Source organism: Clostridium thermobutyricum DSM 4928 (assembly GCF_002050515.1).
GTDB lineage: Bacteria > Bacillota > Clostridia > Clostridiales > Clostridiaceae > Clostridium > Clostridium thermobutyricum.
Map to the genome: position 1 here is coordinate 87,724 of NZ_LTAY01000048.1, position 16,732 is coordinate 104,455.

Sequence of the window (16,732 nt, forward strand, 5' to 3'; positions counted from 1 at the left end):
AATAAAAGAATGGAAAATAAAAAAGGGCGAATATTTATTACAAGTGATGTGCATGGATGTTTAGATGAATTAATAAAAGGATTAGAATTAATTAATTTTAAATCTAATGACATTTTATATGTGTTAGGGGATGCAAATGATAAAGGTCCTAAAAGTTTAGAAACAATTGATTATATAAGAAACAAGAAGAATATAATTCATATTAAAGGAAACCATGAATATGCAATAGAGCGTTCAATAGAAGGAGATATACGAATACCTAATAAAAAGCAAATTTTAAAAGAAGTAGAAGAAAGAAATATAATAGATAATGGATATAAAGAATCGCTTTATAGATATATTAAAGGGTTGCCATATTATATTATAGAAGGAGATTTTCTTCTTATTCATGGTGGAATAGATATAAATATTGAAGATACTAAAGAGGAAATAATTAAAAAATTAGAAGATAAGGCAATAGAAGAACAAGTTTTATTAAATAGGGAATTTTGGATAAATATTTTTGATCCTATCTATAAAACAAAAGAAAATAATTTTGGGTCAAAATATTTAAATATAATAATAGGACACACTCCAATGCAAAATACATTTGAAAAGAATATAAATATAGGAATAAGAGAAAATAAATATGGTAAAAAAGTTATTTGCTTAGATACTGGAGTATTTACTTCAGCAAAAAATTATGATGGAAAATTATCTATAATAGAAATAGGAAAAGATAATATATTAAATATAGTATATGTAAATTCAAGTATTTGATAAATAAAAAGAAATATTGATTTGAAAATATAAAAGATTTTTATACTGAAAATATAAAATTATATTGAGAAATTTCATAATGATTATTTTTATAGATAATAAATTAAGATTCATATAGATAAAATAAAAATATTAAGATTAAGGAGAGATTATAAAATTATGAAAATAAAAAGTAATTCAATAAATGAAAATGGATATTTTTATGATAAGTATGGAAAATACGGAGAAAAATTTTTAAAGGGAATGCCAAGTCATTCAATAGATTTTGAAATTATTGATGCACCAGAAGGAACTAAAAGCTTTGCTTTTATATTAGATGACCATGATGCAATGGCTGTATGTGGATTTACTTGGGTACATTGGGCAGGAGCCAATTTAAAGAAGACAAAAGTAAATGAAGGTGAATCAGAAAATGCTTCAGATTTTATTCAGGGAGTAAATAGTTGGGGAGCACCTATATTAGGAGAGGAAGCTCTTTCAAGAGAAGAAGCATCAAATTATGGAGGAATGGCACCACCTAATTGTGCACATACATACGAATTAAGAGTTTATGCTTTAGATTGTGAAGTAAATTTAGAAAATGGATTTTTAGTAAATGAATTATATAATGAAATGAGAGGTCATATACTAGAAGTCGCTACATTAGAAGGGTTATATAGAAGTTAATAAATAGAGTATTAAAAATGGTAACTTATTTAGTTACCATTTTTTTATTTAAAAAATTAAATACTATGATTTTATTTCAAATAAAATTAAAAACATAGTAACAAAATAAATATCTATATAAAAAATTAGGAGTACACTTAATTATAGATATAACAAAATTTTACTGAGAGATAATTTATTGACAGAGAGGAAGTAATAAATATGAAATCATATAAAGGTGTAATATTTATATTTCTGACAGCTTTATGTTTTAGTACACAAGAGATTGTTGGAAAATATTTAGCTACAGATAAGCTAAATTCATTACAAATAAATTTAATATCCTTTTTAGTGGCAGCAATTATATTTTTACCTTTTGCATTAAATGATATGAGAAAATTAAAATTCAAAGTTACTAAAAGGACAATTGGGTTAATAGCTTTTTTAGGAATTGTACAAGTGTCCATTGCTATGACTCTTTTTCAAGAGGCATTAGTATTTACAACTCCTGCTATAGCCGCAGTAATTTTATGTTCAAATGCAATTATAACAATTCCAGTTGCAAGAGTAATATTAAAAGAAAAAATGCCAAAATTCAGTTTTATAGCAATAATACTTGCAGCTATTGGTATTATAGTTATTCTTAATCCATTTGCAGGAGCTGATGGAAGAGGAGCAGAAAGCCACATGATTGGTGTTGGCTTATGTGTATTAGGTGCAATAGCAATGGCATTTTATAATGTATTTGCAAGTAAAGCAACAAAGAAAGTTGGACCAAATATAACAAATAGTTTTTCATTTTTCTTTGGAGTTGCAGCACTTTTTATATTTATGATAATATTCAGAATACCAATTTTGGCTAATTTAGATTTGCATACAATAGGATTACTTGTTTACTTAGGAATTGTAGTAAAAGGAATAGGATATTTTTTCTTCTTAATGGCTATAAAAGAGACATCTGCTATAACAGCAACAAGTGTTTTTTATATAAAGCCTATAATAGTACCAATATTAATGTTTATTATAATGGGAAAAATGATAACAATAAATGTATTAATAGGTACACTTATAATTATAGTGGCATCAATAATACTCTATAAAATAAAGAAAAATTCAGAGTTAAAGAAAATTAATATATAGATTTAATATAATAAAAAGGATACATAACTAGAGTTAAAATATGAGTAGTAGTTGAAAATATTTTACCCCGAATTTTTATGTATCCTTTTTATATAATTCTATTATATTACATTAAATCCTTCTTTTATAAAAAATAATTACAAAAGAAAATAGGAACAGTTTTGACATATTATCTTAGAACAGAAAGATTTTCAGTTGGAAGTTGGGCAAAATCTATAGATGATAAAATATTTTTTTGTTTAGAAAGATTACAGTGTTTAATAGAATATGAAAAAATTCTTAAAATAAGTAAAAAATGGCTTCGTATTAAATATAAAGTAGTATGGAGTTTTTATAAAAATAAAAAATAAAATATTATTATGTAATCGTATTAATAAATATAATTAGTTAAAAATTTCTAATTAATAAAAAATATATAAATTAAATATAAAAGCAATTGTAAAGGTTTATTTAATATTTTTTTTACATATGATAGGATGTAAATTACGAGGGGAAAGTAAAATTAAAAAACTACAGATTATTATGAGCTAAAGAGGTGTTAAAATTTGAGTAATTCATTAATTGAATGGGTAGGTTATGGCGCATCAGCAATGGTAGTAGTATCATTATTATGTACATCAATGGTATGGCTTAGGATACTAAATACAATAGGATGCTTATTATTTGTAACATATGGAATAATAATTGGGGCATATCCAGTTGCAATTTCTAATGGTATAATAGTTATAATAAATGCAGTTAACCTTTATAAATTGAAGAAAAATAACTCCAGCTTAAGTGGAGATTAATTTAAGCTATCTTAAAGTTATTTAAATAACTTTAAGATAGCTTTTTATAAATTATTGACAAAAAAATATATATATCGTAATATTTGAATATAAAGATTAGGAGACGATAAATATGGAAAATGATTATAAAGCATTGACAAATAGTGCAGAGCTTTTAAAAGTTCTTGCTCATCCAGTAAGACTTTGCATAGTTAGAGGATTATTATCTAATGGTAGTTGTAATGTTACATTTATGCAAAACTGTCTTGATATGCCTCAATCTACAATATCTCAACATTTACAAAAATTAAGATCAGTTGGAATTATTGAAGGCGAAAGAAATGGATTAGAAATAAATTATAGAGTTGTGAATGATAAAGTAGAGAAAATTATTAAAGCTTTAGAAATCTAATTAGAAAGTGGCTTAAGCTCATAAGAGCTATATAGAAGCTACTTTTAATATATTAATCGTAATATTTGAATATATTAATTAAATAATTTAAATTGTGTTCAATTAAGAAGATATAGTTATTTAAAAAATTAGGAGGAGACAAAATGAATAGAAAAAAAGTTTTAATAATAGGAGGTGTTGCAACTGGAGCATCAACGGCTGCACGTCTTAGAAGATTAAGAGAGGATATGGATATAGTAATATTTGAAAAAAGTGATTATATATCTTTTGCTAATTGTGGATTACCATATCATATTGGAGAAGTTATAAAAGAAAGAGATAAGCTTTTATTACAAACACCAGAGAAAATGTATGATAGATTTAGAATTGATGTAAGAGTAAAAAGTGAAGTCTTAAGAATAGATACAAATTCTAAAAATGTAGAAGTAAGAAAAGAAGATAATAGCACTTATATAGAAAATTATGATTATTTAGTTATATCACCAGGTTCAAAACCAGTAATTCCTAATATTAGAGGAATAAATAAAAATAAAATTTATACTCTAAGAAATATAAAGGATATGGATAAAATAAAAAAAGAAATTGATAGTGGTAATGTAAAAAATGCAGTAGTTGTAGGTGGAGGATATATTGGAGTTGAAGTTTGTGAGAATTTAAAGCATAGAGGAATAAATGTAAATTTAGTAGAAGCTGCACCACATATCTTAGCACCATTTGATTCTGAGATTTCAGAGCTTTTAGAAATGGAAATGAATGATAATGATGTTTCTATAAATTTGAATGATAAGATAATAGAAATTGATGAAAGAAAAGATATTATAAATATAAAATTAGAAAGCGGAAAAGAAATAAAATCAGATATTATTATATCAGCTATTGGTGTTATGCCTGATACTGAATTTTTAAAAGAAACTGGAATTGAATTAGGAGAAAGAGGGCATATATTAGTTGATAAATATATGAGAACAAATATAAAAGATGTTTATGCAGGAGGAGATGCAGTAGCAGTCAAAGATTTTGTAAATGGAAGTACAACTTATATTCCTCTTGCAGGACCAGCTAATAGACAGGGAAGAATAATAGCTGATAATATATCAGGTCTTGAGAGTGTTTATAATGGAACATTAGGTACTTCAATAATAAAAGTTTTTGATATAACAGCAGCTTCAACTGGAAATAATGAAAGAATTTTAAAAAATAAAGGGATAGATTATAAAAAGGTTTATTTATATCCTATGAGTCATGCTGGTTATTATCCTGGAGCAACTGGACTTTCAATAAAAGTACTTTATGAAAGAGAAAGTAAAAGAGTATTAGGAGCTCAATGTGTTGGAAATGAAGGTGTAGATAAATTTATTGATGTATTAGCTACAGTTATTAAATTAAAAGGAACTATGGATGACTTGAGAGAATTAGAGTTAGCTTATGCACCTCCATATCTTTCAGCAAAATCTCCAGCAAATATGGCAGGATTTATAGCTGAAAATGAATCTAAAAATTTAAGTGATTTAGTATTTGTTGAAGATTTAAAAAATAGAGATAAAGAAAATACAATATTATTAGATTTAAGAGAAGATATAGAAGTTGAAAATGGAATGATAGAAGGGGCAATTCATATTCCATTAAATAGCTTAAGAGATAGATTAAATGAATTAGATAAAGGAAAAGAGATATGGGTTTATTGTGCAGTTGGAGTTAGAGGATGGATTGGAGAAAGAATTCTTAAAAATTCAGGATTTAATGTAAAAAATTTATCTGGAGGATATAAAGCCTTTAAAACATTTGGATATAAAGCAAAAAGCTTTGATTTTGAAGGGGAAGATTCAGTTAATAGTGAGGAAAGAGTAGGTATGAATTTAAATAACAATACTGGAAAAACAAAAGAAGTTAACTTACAAGGTTTATGTTGTCCTGGGCCTCTAATGCAAATTAAAATGTATATGGATGAACTAAATGAAGGAGATAAATTAATAGCAACTGCATCAGATTCAGGATTCCTTAAAGATATTGAAGCTTGGGCTAAGAGAACAGGGAATACATTAGTTGATGTAAGTAAGGATAAAGGAATAATAAAAGCTAAATTAATAAAAGGAAACATAAATAATTTGAAAAATTTAGAAAATACAAAGATTTATAATAGTGATAAAAGAGAAGTAGCTGCAACAGAAATTAAATCAGAGAAAAATGGTCAAACAATGGTAGTATTTAGTGGAGACTTAGATAAAGCTATAGCAGCATTTATTATTGCAAATGGAGCAGCAGCTATGGGAAAAAATGTTACAATGTTCTTTACTTTCTGGGGATTAAATATTTTAAGAAAAAATGAGAAAGTAAAAGTAAATAAAAATTTTATTGAAAAAATGTTTGGAAAAATGATGCCTAGAGGAAGTAAAAAATTAAGTCTTTCAAAAATGAATATGGGTGGAATTGGTGCTAAAATGATTAGAGATATAATGAATAAGAAAAATGTCCAATCATTAGAAGAATTAATTAAAAATGCAATTGATAATGGTGTTAAAATAGTAGCTTGTACTATGTCTATGGATGTTATGGGAATAAAAGAACAAGAGCTTATAGATGGCATTGAATATGGAGGAGTTGGATATTATTTAGGAGAAGCTGAGGACTCAAATTCAAACTTATTTATTTAAATTTAAAATATTTGTTAAGTAACTAATAGAAAAGAGTTTTAATTATTGATATAAGAGCTTTCACGAATTTAAAAAAGTGAAAGTTCTATTTATTTTTATTGAAATATTTTAAAAAATTTTATTTTAAAATAAGTTTTTTATGAGAATAATTTGAGCAATAAAAAATTTTGAATATAAATATGAATTCTTAATTAATAATAAGAATATATAAATATGATAATATATAAATGCTATAAAAGACATATAGTATTAAATTAAACAAATAAGAAGGTAGAACAAATGAAAAAAATATTATCATCAATACAGTGGATGGCATTTATTGTATTAGCTAATGTTGTCTATGCACTTGTTATTGGGCCTATGTTCCATTTAAGTGAAGTTCAAACAATGATGTTTTTACAAAGAACTATATTTATGTTAGGAGTAGGAGCATTAATTCAGCTATTTATAGGGCATAGATTATACATAAGTGAAGTTCCATCAGGGCTTTGGGTAGGTGTATTTATAATTTATTCAGGTATAGGTCAAACTTTATTTGGAGGAGATATTCAAACTTTAAGAGTAATGTCTTTTTCTATAATAGTAACAGGAATAATTATTGTATTATTAAGTGCTTTTGGACTTTTAGATAAATTATTAGTTTTATTTAGTCCAAGAGTATTAGCAACATTTATGTTTTTACTTGTAGCTGAATTATCAAAAGATTTTATAATGGGTATGTTAGGAATAGGTTATGGAAGTAATAAAGTTTCAATTCCAATAATGCTTATTTCAATAGGAATGGTTATATTATCTCTTATCATAAGAAGATTTAGAAAACTTGCATCAGTTTCATTTATTATAGTAATTGCTGCAGGATGGTTAGCTTTTTATGTTTTTGGATTATTAAAAGATAATAATATGTCACATATTAAAGGCTTTATAAGTTTTCCAAAAGCATTTCCTTTTGGATTACCAATAGTAAATTTAAGTATGATACCATCTATAATAATAGCAGTACTTATATTAATAAGTACAATGTTAGGAGCAATGAGTGTTATAAAAAGTGTAATGGAAAAAGCTAATAATAGAAGATATGAAACATCTGCTAAAAGAGGTGGAATAGCATTAGGAATAAACCAAATTCTTTCAGGTATATTTTTATCAGTTGCAGCAGTTCCAGGAATATCTATATCAGGATTTATGGAACAAACTGAATCAACTCATAAACAACCATTTTTAATAGGAAACATATTAGTTATTATAGTTAGTTGTATTACTCCAATAATGGCTTTCTTTACAACTTTACCAACTCCAGTTGCGTATGCTGCAATATTTACTGTATTTAGTAATATGTTTGGAGTTGCAATAAAAGAGTTAGAAAAATTAGAAGATAGAAGTAAAATGTACTTTAGTATTGGTATTCCAATATTTACTGGAGTTGGGATAATGTTTGTTCCAAATACTGCTTTTTCAGCTCTTCCATCATCATTAACTTCTTTCCTAAGTAATGGGCTTGTTGTAGGAATAGCACTAGCAATAATAATTGAAATATATAATATAATTGTAGAAAAAAAGACTAAGAAAAAGGCTTAGAATATAAAAATTAAGTTTTATTTGGTTAAATTTTATATTAAAAATGAAAAATAAATATTGATTTAAAAATATTTAAAGGGAAAATGATATAATTTATAAAGAATAATATTTAGGAGGAATAAAAATGAGTGAAAATAAAAATGAATTAAAGAAAATAAATATAAACGAAATAGATAAATTAATAGGAAGTATAAATATTATAGATATAAGAGATGAAGATGAAATTGCTTTATTTGGAACTATAGATACAGTAAAACATGTTCCAATGAATAAAATATTAGAATGTCCTGAAATGTTTATTTCAAAGGATAAAACATATTATATACTTTGTCACTCAGGAAATAGAAGTGGAAGGGTTTGTGCAGAATTAAATCCTTTAGGATACGATTTAATAAATATTGAAGGCGGATTTGCTAGGTATAGAGGAGAAAATAGAATAGATATGTATTAAAAGAAAGCTAAAAGCTTTCTTTTTTTGTTATAAAATAGTGCTTTATTTTGTTTAATAAATAGAAATATAAGAATAATTATATAAATTTGGGAAATAAAATAATATAGTGGAATATTTCTAAAAATCAACAAATAATATACGATAATTACAATATATGACATAAAAATCCAGATAAAATATAGCAATATACTAGAGGGTTTAAATTTTCAAGGAGGAAAAGATATGTGTGGCTTTATAGGGGTATTAAAAAATGATATTAATGAGGAGGATGTTAATCAAATAACAAAAGGATCTGAAGTAATAATTCATAGAGGTCCAGATGATTCAAAAAGCTTTATAGATGAAAATATTATTTTAACATTTAGAAGACTTAGTATAATTGATTTAGAAAATGGGGCTCAGCCATTTAATTTTTATAATAAATACATAGTTGTTTTTAATGGAGAAATATATAATTTTTCTGAATTGCGTGAAGAACTTAGTGAAAAAGGATATGAGTTTAAGACTAATTCAGAAATAGAAGTTATAGCAACTTTATATGATGAATATAAAAAAGATTTTATATCATATTTAAGAGGAATGTTTGCAATTGTTATATATGATAAAGAAGAAAGAAAATTAATAATTACTAGAGACCATTTTGGAATAAAACCTTTATACTATTTTGAAAATGAAAAAGGCTTATACTTCTCTTCTGAACTAAAATCTTTATGGTCAATAAATGAAAATCTTACTTATAATAAAGATGAGATAAATAATTATTTAACTGTTCAATATATACCAGGAGAGAAAACTTTATTCAATGAGATAAAAACATTAAGACCAGGATATTTTATAGAAAAAAGTATTGATTCAGATTTAGAAATAAATAAATATTTTGAATTAGAACTTAATCCTATGGAGGAATCAGATAAAGAAAAATTAAAAAAAGAAATTTATAATTCGTTAGAAGATTCTGTTAAGAAACATATGGTTTCAGATGTTCCAGTAGCAACATTTCTTTCAAGTGGAATAGATTCTTCAATTACAACTTATTTAGCATGGAAACTTAATCCAGAAATAACTGCCTACAGTATAGGCTTCAATGTTGAAGGATATGATGAAACTCCATATGCTAAAAAATTTGCAGATGATTTTGGAATAAAATTTAAATGTTTAAAATTAGATTATAAAGATTATGTAAGGAGTTTACCTAAAATAATATATCATATGGATACTCCTATTGCAGATCCATCAATAATACCACTTTATTATATATGTAAAGAAGTAAGTAATAAATTTAAAGTTGTATTATCTGGAGAAGGGTCTGATGAATTTTTTGGTGGATATAATATATATACAGAAGATAACTCATTAAAAGTTTTTGAAAAAATGCCTAAGGGATTTAAAAAATTAATGCTTGCATCTTCAAAACTAATACCAAATCATGTGAAAGGAAAAAGTTTTATAGAAAGAGGATGTACAGATTTAGAGGATAGATATGTTGGAAACGCTAGAATATTTAAAGAGGAAGAGAAGCACAAAATAATAAATAACTATAAAGAAAATATGAAATCAACAGATATAACAAAAGAATTTTTTAGAAAAGTAGAAAACTTAGATAATGTTTGCAAAAGGCAATATGTAGATATTAATACATGGCTAGTCGGAGATATACTTTCGAAAGCAGATAGAATGTCTATGGCAAACTCTTTAGAACTTAGAGTTCCTTTTCTTGATAAAGAAGTATTTAGAGTTGCATCTAAGCTTAAATTAGAAGATAAAATAAATGGATTTACTACTAAGCATATGTTAAGAGAAGCATTTAAAGGGATACTTCCAGATTATGTATATGAAAAGAAGAAATTAGGATATCCAGTTCCAATTAGAGTTTGGTTAAAAGATGAACTTTATGATTGGGCAAAAGAAATTATACTTAGTAATCCAGTTAAAGAAATAAATACAGAAGTAGCAATAAAAATGTTAGAAAAACATAGAAGTACAAAAGTAGATTATAGTAGAAAGATATGGTCCATTATAGTTTATATAATATGGTATAGATTATATATAGATAAATCAATGTTACCGGAAGAAGAATTTATTGTATAAAATAAATAGTTATTAAATTAAAAATATTATTAAATAAAAAAACAACAGAATTAAAATTCTGTTGTTTTTATTTAATCAATTAATCCTTTATTAAGTTTTACTTTATACCTTCTATATAAAATGTATGCAACTAAACCGAATAATACAGGACCTCCAGCTACCCAAAGTGAGTTAGAAACATTACCAGCTAATGCAGGTTCTATCATTGAATAGATATTTGTAAATGTAACAACTACAAAACATATAGCAGCATAAATTACACCAGATTTTTTACCAAAGAAAACATATTCTTTTGGTATATTATCATTAAGTTTAAATTTAATATATGCAAAAACTATAAATGATATTGGAACTGAACTAGCAACAAATGTCATAAGAGTCATTTTGTTAAATAGAGCAGATACGTTTCCACCACCAAATCCAAGTAATAATACAAAGAATACTATTATTATAGTTTGTAGTAATATTGCATAAATAGGCATACCATGTTTATTTATTTTTTGTAGCTTTTCAGGGAACATTCCTTTTGGAAGACCTTCAAACATGTGCTTAATTGGTGTATATAATCTTAATGGAATTGAAGTTAAACCAATTAAACCAATTATAGTAATAACTCTATTTATCCATTCTCCAACAAGTAAAGAATTATGAGCTGATAATCCCATAAGAGTACCAAGTCTAAAGAATTCTTCTTGAACAATGTATATAGAGAAGTTTGCTAAGTTAACATCTGGAGTACCAAATGTTTTTTTCCAATTACATACAAAACCAAGTATTAAAACTGTGAATATATAAAGGAAAGTTATCATTATAGTAGCAACAAATATTGCTCTAGGAACATTTTTCTTTCCGTTTTTAACTTTATCTACTAATCCACTACTATTTTCCATACCAGCAAATATTGAAACTGCGAATACTAAGAATCCTAATGCAGGTAAAAATGAAGCATAAGAAGGGTTTGGACCATAAAAATATGAATGTATATTTGAAAAGTCAAAACCTTGAGCTGGTTTAAATCCAGATAATGCGAAAATTACTAATCCTCCACCTAAAATCAAAATATGAGTAAGTATTACCGTTACAATTGATATATTAGAAAGGAATGATAATCTCTTTAGTCCTCTAGTTGTTATAAGAGCAGCTACTATCATATAAATTGCTCCGCAAATAGCTAATGTTTCTGGAGCATTAAACATTAAGAAGTGCCATTTTGAAGTTGTATCTATACCAAATAATGCAACTGAAATTGCAATACAAATTGAAGATGCAGAAAACCACATAACAACAAAAGATCCGTACCAGATGAAAGTTCCTACAAGTCCAAAACCTTCATTAACTGATTCGGACATCCAAGAGAAAATACCGCCTTTTTTATCCTTAAAAGCAGAACTCATTTCTGCGACTATAAATGAATAAGGAACAAAGAAAATAATTACGGCTATTATTAAATATGTTATAGCAGCATATCCCATTTGGTAGTAAACTTGTTCACCATTTGGTAAACCATAAACAGTTAAGAAAATCATAACTAAAAAACCAAAAAAAGATATACTATACTTGTTATCTTTTACTTTTGACATAAACTTACCTCCTAAAATATATCAATTGTATCTATAAAAATTCTAAATCATGCTAAATTTGTAAAAATCATGTCTTTCTATTAAATACATTTGTCTTTATAAATATAATACTTTATTAATATGAATAAAAATAAAACGAATAATGCATAATTTGTAAAAATGAATTAAATTAATAAAAATATGTATAAATAATTATTATTTAATATATAAAGATATCTTTATATATTAAATTGAGAAAATACTACTTTATATTAATGAATATAAAAAAATAAATATAAAAAATACTAAATTTTATCGTATTTAAAAATTAAATTTCAATTATAAAATGAATTTTTAATGCGTATAAAAATTCATTTTATAATTGAAATTTTTTAAATGTTTAAGAATAAAGAATTTTTTATTTTAACTAAAAATTTTCCTTAAATTATATTTTGTAATAATCAGTAGTTTTTAATAGTATAAATAATATATAATTTAAATTATAATTACAGTATTAATGTTATTAAATTAAATAAAAAAGAAAAAAATTGTATTATAAATATGTTAAAAGTTTTTAAGGAGCTAATATGATAAAATAAGTTATTATAATTATAAAAATAAAAGTACGATAATATAAATTATATATTTTTAAGGAGTGGTAGAAATTGTTCGAATTATATAATGACATTATAGAAAGTTGTAGAGAAGCCGGATTAATAAAAAATTATAAGTTTAATAAAGTTCTTCAAATGGTTAATAATAAAGGTGCACTTTTAGCAGTAAAAGAAATAATAAGACTTGAAGAAGATGTTGAAGCTTTACAAGAGTTAATAGAAAGTGGAAGAGAAGATTTATCAGTAGAAGCTTTAGTATTAAATGATAAATACAAAGATCAATTTACTGATGAAGATAGAATGTTAGCTAAAGAAAAACTAGCTATATATAAACGTAAAAAAGAAATTGTAGAAGAAGTTCAAGAGTAGTTTATAGATATCTTTAATTTTTATAATGTAAATTATAGAAATTAAAGATATTATTTTTTTGTTATATAAAAACATAATATTAAAAATAAACAAATAAAAAGCTATTTAAAATATTAGATAATATTACTTAATATTTTGAATAGCTTTATTTTATAGTATTTTATCAATCTCTAATAAAAAAATATTATTTCCTATAAAATATCCTGTAACTGATTGGTTTAGATATTTTTTTAGTTCTATTGAGTCTAAAGCTTTTATAGAATGTAATTTTTTTTCACCAATAAAAAACTCTAGCTTTTTTCCTTTTTCATTTAAATTAGGACAAGTTAAAACTCCCGTAGCTTTACTTAAAGGCGAAATTCCTTTTAAACCATTGGATAAATTTAATATTTCTTTAAATGAATCATATAAAAGCATAAGGCTTACAAAAGCAATTATCATAAATATAACATTAACTGTAGTGTTAGGAATTATATTTAATAAAAGTAAAGCTGAGCAAATGACTATTATGATTAAATATAAAATTGTATGTATTCTAGCTTTGGACATTTGGTCATTTATGTTCTGGTAAACTATTTCATCAAAGCTCTTATTTTTAAGACTATCTTTAACTAAAATTTTCATAAGTTAAGTTGCGAAGAAATAAAGCAACAGTACACCTCCGTATTTAAAATTATGGCTACATTATATCATAAGTTTTATGTAATGGTTATATCTGATATACTAATTATTAGATATAAAAATGGATATAATTATAATATAAAATTCTTAAAAGAAATTTAAAGGAGGGAAAGTGTGGGAATGGCCAAAATAGCAGTTATAGAAGATGATTTAATAATAAGAGATGAAATAATAAAAGCAATAGGACGTTATGGATATGAAGGCGTAGTTTTAAATGATTTTGAAAATATAATAGAAGAAATTAAATCAGTAGAAAAAGATTTAATATTGTTAGATATTAATCTTCCATATTTTGATGGATACACTATATGCAGAGAAATAAGAAAGTTTAGTAATGTTCCTATAATAATAGTAACTAGTAGAAATAGTGATATGGACGAACTTATGAGTATAAATATAGGAGCAGATGATTTTGTTACTAAACCATATAATCTTCAAGTTCTTTTAGCAAGAATAGAAAGATTACTTATAAGAAGTGGTCTTAAAAATAATGAGCAAAATGAAAAAATAGAGTATAAAGGTATGGAACTTAATCTTTCTAAAGGTGTCATAACATATAATGGAAGTGAAATAGATTTAACAAAAAATGAAATAAAAATAATAACTTATTTAATGAAAAATAAAGGAACTATAGTTTCAAGAGAAGATTTAATGAAGTATTTATGGGATTCTGATTATTTTGTTGATGATAATACTCTTTCAGTTAACATTACAAGAATAAGAAAGAAGCTTTTAGATTTTGGGTTAGAAAATGTAATTGAAACTAAAAGAGGAATGGGGTATATAATGCCATGAGTTTCTTAGCATATTTTAAAGATAAAGGATTATACATAATTTTTAATATAATGGTTTTTATAGTTTTTATATTTGTTTCACAGATTATAAATTTAGATGGAGATATTATATTTGTAATTTTTATGATTTGGTTCTTACCATTAATTCTATATATAATATTAGAATATATAAAAATAAATAAATTTTATAAAGAGATTGAATCTCTAACTAGTGAATTAGAAGAAAAATATTTAATTACAGAAGTAATGGATATTCCTAATTTTATAGAAGGAAAAATAACATTTGATATACTTAAAGAATGTAATAGAGATATGCATGAAAAAGTTAAGTTTTATAGAGAAAAAAGAAATGAATATAAAGATTATATAGATATGTGGGTTCATGAAATAAAGACGCCTATAGCAGCTTCAAGATTAATTATAGAAAATGATAAGAATATAGTAACAAGACAAATAGACAGAGAAGTTGAAAAAATAGATAAAATGGTAGAGCAAGTATTATATTATTCTAAAATAGATGAGGCAAATGAAGATTATAGAATAAGAGAATTAGTAATACATGATATAGTTCAAAATGTAGTGAAAAATAATGCCATGGATTTTATATTAAAAAGAATAAGAGTAGATATAGAAAATGTAGATTTTAAAATATTTTCAGATAAGAAATGGTTAGAATTTATATTAAATCAAATTATTTCAAATGCTTTAAAATATACAAGTGAAAATGGGACTATAAAACTTGAAGGGATACAAAAGGAAAATAGTGTATTATTAAAAGTAATAGATAATGGAGTTGGTATTCCAAAAGAAGATTTAGATAAGATTTTTCTTAAAGGATATACAGGAGAAAATGGAAGAAAATTTGGTAAGTCAACTGGGATGGGATTATATATTTGTAAAAAGCTTTGTGATAAATTAAATATAGGGTTAGAAATAGATTCAGAGGATATAGGAACAGAGGTTACTTTAATATTTTCAAGAGGAAAAAATACTGATTTATTCAAGTAAAATCATAAATGTAGTTAAAATGTAATAAATAAGTTGGATAAAAGTAGTATTATCAATTAGAATATAAATATCGGATATTATAAAGAGAAGGCAGGATTTTCTATGAATAATACAAAAAAGAAAAAAGGAATAATTATAGGAATTGTTATAGTTGTAATCATTATTATAATTGCATTAATAGCTACTCTTATAGGAAGCATAGGGAAAAAAGAAGCAACAAATAAAGATAATAGCTATAAAAATTCATATCAATATAAAATGAAAAGAGAAAAAGATTTAGAAATTCTTAAAGGATTTTATGGAAATTATATAGTAACAGAAGTAAGTGGTACATCACCTTCAATAGAATTACCACAGGACCAATTAAAAACTTTAGAAAACGACTTTATAGGATCTCAAGTTGTAATAAATGAAAATAATTTTTCAATTAAATATAACGATACTAAATCAGTTAATGGAATAAACTTTAGTAATGTAAATATAGATAAGCCTTATTATGAAGTAAATCAAACAAATGATACAATGTTTGAGTCAATATATAAAACAACTCTTCAAAAAATAGGAGTTCCAAGTAATAGTGCATATTTCATAAATGTAGGAGAAAAAAATGATTATGAACAAGAGATAATTAAAAATGATAATGATTCATTATTAATATATAGTCAAGGGGTTTTCTTCAAGCTAGAACCAGCAGCTAAAATATTAGCTAAGAAAAATGCTGAATTAGAAAGATATGCAAATGATGCATTAAAATTTGCTACAGGAACAGAGTATAAGTACATTTTCCCAGTTCAACAAATATTAAAAGATGGAAAATTTGCTTATAAGAAAGTAGATAATAGTGAATTATTTATGTGTAGTAATAAAAATGATAGTGTTGATGGTGATAAAGATACAATGTTTATAACATTAACAAAAGGAGTAGTTACTCCAGATCAAAACAAAGATAATAATAATAAAGATAATAATAACAAAGACAACAAGAATAATAATAACAATAAAGACAACAAAGACAATAAAAATAATAAAGATAATAAAGACAACAAAGATCAAGATAAAAATGCAGGAAAACCATTCTATAACTTTACAATAAGCACATTTGGAATGATGAATAAAACTCAAAGCGGTAAAGAAATAATTGGTAAAGTGTACCTTGATGGTAGTGTTGAAGTAACACAAAGATAAAATAAAACATCCTAAATTAGTAATATTCTAATTT

16 protein-coding genes are annotated in these 16,732 nt (G+C 24.5%); 14 read left to right on the top strand and 2 right to left on the bottom strand.

The window, feature by feature from the left end; genetic code table 11:
• The first annotated feature begins 9 nt into the window (after positions 1 to 9).
• From CLTHE_RS09555 to asnB, 10 genes are all read left to right on the top strand, one after another.
• Positions 10 to 759, top strand: a complete 750-nt coding sequence (locus CLTHE_RS09555; protein ID WP_080023124.1) for a metallophosphoesterase family protein — start codon at positions 10 to 12, stop codon at positions 757 to 759.
• A gap of 159 nt (positions 760 to 918) precedes the next feature.
• On the top strand, positions 919 to 1,425 hold the full coding sequence (locus CLTHE_RS09560) for a YbhB/YbcL family Raf kinase inhibitor-like protein (protein WP_080023125.1): 507 nt from the start codon (positions 919 to 921) through the stop codon (positions 1,423 to 1,425).
• 201 nt (positions 1,426 to 1,626) lie between these two features.
• Positions 1,627 to 2,544 carry a DMT family transporter gene (locus tag CLTHE_RS09565; RefSeq protein WP_080023126.1) on the top strand — a complete coding sequence of 306 codons (918 nt, stop codon included), beginning with the start codon at positions 1,627 to 1,629 and terminating at the stop codon, positions 2,542 to 2,544.
• Between the two features lie 161 nt (positions 2,545 to 2,705).
• Positions 2,706 to 2,894 (top strand): hypothetical protein, encoded by a 189-nt coding sequence (locus tag CLTHE_RS09570; protein ID WP_080023127.1) that lies wholly within the window; start codon positions 2,706 to 2,708, stop codon positions 2,892 to 2,894.
• 195 nt (positions 2,895 to 3,089) lie between these two features.
• Complete coding sequence (locus tag CLTHE_RS09575; RefSeq protein ID WP_080023128.1) at positions 3,090 to 3,332, top strand: YgjV family protein; 243 nt, start codon at positions 3,090 to 3,092, stop codon at positions 3,330 to 3,332.
• 112 nt (positions 3,333 to 3,444) lie between these two features.
• Positions 3,445 to 3,723 (top strand): ArsR/SmtB family transcription factor, encoded by a 279-nt coding sequence (locus CLTHE_RS09580; RefSeq protein ID WP_080023129.1) that lies wholly within the window; start codon positions 3,445 to 3,447, stop codon positions 3,721 to 3,723.
• Positions 3,724 to 3,866: 143 nt separating this feature from the next.
• Positions 3,867 to 6,374, top strand: coding sequence for a DsrE/DsrF/DrsH-like family protein (locus CLTHE_RS09585; protein ID WP_080023130.1), 2,508 nt, complete (start codon positions 3,867 to 3,869; stop codon positions 6,372 to 6,374).
• Between the two features lie 279 nt (positions 6,375 to 6,653).
• Positions 6,654 to 7,949, top strand: a complete 1,296-nt coding sequence (locus CLTHE_RS09590) for a purine/pyrimidine permease (RefSeq protein WP_080023131.1) — start codon at positions 6,654 to 6,656, stop codon at positions 7,947 to 7,949.
• A gap of 124 nt (positions 7,950 to 8,073) precedes the next feature.
• On the top strand, positions 8,074 to 8,400 hold the full coding sequence (locus tag CLTHE_RS09595) for a rhodanese-like domain-containing protein (protein ID WP_080023132.1): 327 nt from the start codon (positions 8,074 to 8,076) through the stop codon (positions 8,398 to 8,400).
• A 222-nt stretch (positions 8,401 to 8,622) separates the two neighbouring features.
• Positions 8,623 to 10,488: an asparagine synthase (glutamine-hydrolyzing) gene (gene asnB, locus CLTHE_RS09600; RefSeq protein WP_080023133.1), complete on the top strand. Its 1,866-nt coding sequence runs from the start codon at positions 8,623 to 8,625 to the stop codon at positions 10,486 to 10,488.
• A gap of 71 nt (positions 10,489 to 10,559) precedes the next feature.
• Here asnB and yjeM read toward each other — a convergent pair whose 3' ends face one another.
• Positions 10,560 to 12,068 carry a glutamate/gamma-aminobutyrate family transporter YjeM gene (gene yjeM, locus CLTHE_RS09605; protein WP_080023134.1) on the bottom strand — a complete coding sequence of 503 codons (1,509 nt, stop codon included), beginning with the start codon at positions 12,066 to 12,068 and terminating at the stop codon, positions 10,560 to 10,562.
• Positions 12,069 to 12,712: 644 nt separating this feature from the next.
• Between yjeM and CLTHE_RS09610 the strand changes: the two genes are divergently transcribed.
• Positions 12,713 to 13,030, top strand: coding sequence for a hypothetical protein (locus CLTHE_RS09610; RefSeq protein WP_080023135.1), 318 nt, complete (start codon positions 12,713 to 12,715; stop codon positions 13,028 to 13,030).
• A 150-nt stretch (positions 13,031 to 13,180) separates the two neighbouring features.
• On the opposite strand, the gene CLTHE_RS09615 is transcribed toward CLTHE_RS09610, so the two are convergent.
• Entirely contained in the window at positions 13,181 to 13,654 is a 474-nt protein-coding gene (locus CLTHE_RS09615; RefSeq protein ID WP_080023136.1) for a hypothetical protein, read from the bottom strand.
• A 177-nt stretch (positions 13,655 to 13,831) separates the two neighbouring features.
• Here CLTHE_RS09615 and CLTHE_RS09620 point away from each other — a divergent pair, with 177 nt between their 5' ends.
• The 3 genes from CLTHE_RS09620 (at position 13,832) to CLTHE_RS09630 (ending at position 16,698) form a co-directional block, all read left to right on the top strand.
• Positions 13,832 to 14,506: a response regulator transcription factor gene (locus tag CLTHE_RS09620; protein ID WP_080023230.1), complete on the top strand. Its 675-nt coding sequence runs from the start codon at positions 13,832 to 13,834 to the stop codon at positions 14,504 to 14,506.
• Positions 14,503 to 15,513 carry a sensor histidine kinase gene (locus CLTHE_RS09625; RefSeq protein WP_080023137.1) on the top strand — a complete coding sequence of 337 codons (1,011 nt, stop codon included), beginning with the start codon at positions 14,503 to 14,505 and terminating at the stop codon, positions 15,511 to 15,513. The genes CLTHE_RS09620 and CLTHE_RS09625 overlap by 4 nt, the downstream gene beginning before the upstream one ends.
• A 102-nt stretch (positions 15,514 to 15,615) precedes the next feature.
• Positions 15,616 to 16,698 carry a hypothetical protein gene (locus tag CLTHE_RS09630; protein WP_080023138.1) on the top strand — a complete coding sequence of 361 codons (1,083 nt, stop codon included), beginning with the start codon at positions 15,616 to 15,618 and terminating at the stop codon, positions 16,696 to 16,698.
• Positions 16,699 to 16,732: the final 34 nt, after the last annotated feature.